This is a genomic window from Citrobacter sp. S55_ASV_140 (assembly GCF_018919505.1).
Taxonomy (GTDB): Bacteria; Pseudomonadota; Gammaproteobacteria; order Enterobacterales; family Enterobacteriaceae; genus Citrobacter; species Citrobacter werkmanii.
This window is the reverse complement of the sequence record NZ_JAHLQZ010000371.1, coordinates 1-1,588: the sequence shown is the minus strand read 5'-3', so window position 1 is coordinate 1,588 and position 1,588 is coordinate 1. Positions and strand designations below refer to the sequence as shown.

At 49.6% G+C, this 1,588-nt stretch carries 3 protein-coding genes; 2 read left to right on the top strand and 1 reads right to left on the bottom strand.

Annotated elements, in window-relative coordinates; genetic code table 11:
* The coding region (locus KQJ18_RS23875; protein WP_216422935.1) for a TolC family protein at window positions 1-385 on the bottom strand (385 nt) is incomplete at its 3' end.
* A 205-nt stretch (window positions 386-590) separates the two neighbouring features.
* Between KQJ18_RS23875 and nudF the strand changes: the two genes are divergently transcribed.
* Both nudF and KQJ18_RS23865 read left to right on the top strand, forming a co-directional pair.
* Window positions 591-1,223, top strand: a complete 633-nt coding sequence (gene nudF / locus KQJ18_RS23870; protein WP_038633920.1) for an ADP-ribose diphosphatase — start codon at window positions 591-593, stop codon at window positions 1,221-1,223.
* Window positions 1,220-1,588 (top strand): DUF1249 family protein (locus KQJ18_RS23865; RefSeq protein WP_216422936.1); only part of this gene is annotated, 369 nt, incomplete at its 3' end. The genes nudF and KQJ18_RS23865, both read left to right, overlap by 4 nt.

Below are 1,588 nucleotides of genomic sequence, written 5' to 3'. Positions count from 1 at the left end.
GGATCAGCGTTTGCTGATCGGTCTGATAGGTCACGTCCTGGATGCCCGCTGATTTTTCTTGCAGCGTCAGGGCACGCCATTTTGACATATCAAAAATGGACTGAGTTAACTGCAGAGATGCGCTGGTGGCGTTGGAGTTGACGCCATTTGCATCACGGTAGCCATTACTGTAGGTGTAATCGGCACCTAATCCCAGTTGCGGCAGTAATGGGCTACGCGCTTCGTTAATTTTTTCGAATGCAGCATCGCGATCGGCGGCGGATTTACGCAATTCCGGGTTGCTCAGGCGTGCTTGCTGATAAACCTGCATCAGGTTCTCTGCCTGGCTCAGAGTACTGAACCCCGACAGGCTCAGGCCGATAAGGATGGGGAGCAATTTCTTCATTTGCATTCCTTGTTGTGAAGCAGTATTTAGCGCTGATCAAATTGTAAAAATATTTGCTGATTCTAGCAGAATCCGCCACTGCAAAAAGTTGGCGTTACGTGCCATACGGCGTTAATTTGCATCAATTTAACACAAGGGCGTTGAAACATCAGTCAAACGACCTTGAAATTCACATTTTAAACACTATTGGTTTCAGGACAGCACAATGCGTAAACCAGACAACTTGCCAATGACTTTCACTAAAAATGATGTAGAAATTATTGCACGAGAAACGCTATACCGCGGATTTTTTTCACTGGATCTTTATCGGTTCCGCCATCGCTTGTTTAACGGCGGTATGAGCGGTGAGGTAAAGCGCGAAATTTTTGAGCGCGGACACGCGGCAGTCTTGCTACCCTTTGACCCTGAGCGGGACGAAGTTGTGCTGGTCGAGCAGATCCGCATCGCGGCGTTTGATACCAGCGCAAGCCCATGGCTACTGGAAATGGTGGCCGGGATGATCGAAGAAGGTGAGAGCGTGGAAGATGTCGCGCGCCGTGAAGCGATGGAAGAAGCCGGGCTTAACGTTAAACGCGTAAAACCGGTGCTGAGTTATCTGGCAAGCCCAGGAGGCACCAGCGAACGCTCATCGATTATGGTGGGTGAAGTGGACGCCACGACCGCGAGCGGAATTCATGGTCTGGCTGATGAAAACGAAGATATTCGTGTTCATGTGGTGAGCCGGGAACAGGCTTACCAATGGGTAGAAGAGGGGATAATCGACAACGCGGCTTCTGTCATCGCTTTGCAATGGTTACAGCTGCACTATCAAGAGTTAAAAACTGAGTGGAAAAAATGAAGCGTTACACACCTGACTTCCCTGAAATGATGCGCCTGTGCGAAACCAATTATTCGCAATTGCGCCGCCTGTTGCCACGTAATGACGCAGCCGGCGAAACAGTGAGCTATCAGGTGGCAAACGCACAATATCGGTTAACGATCGTTGAATCGACCCGATACACTACGCTTGTCGCGATCGAACAAACGGCACCGGCTGTGACTTACTGGAGCCTGCCGTCCTTAACCGTGCGTCTGTATCATGATGCGAGGGTCGCTGAAGTGTGTTCAAGTCAGCAGATCTTTCGCTTCAAAGCACGGTATGATTATCCAAATAAAAAGTTGCATCAACGCGACGAAAAGCATCAAATTAACCAGTTTCTGGCC

Excerpts from the sequence above, each read along its gene's own strand:
- nudF (WP_038633920.1), top strand. The coding sequence starts at position 591 with ATGCGTAAACCAGACAACTTGCCAATGACTTTCACTAAAAATGATGTA.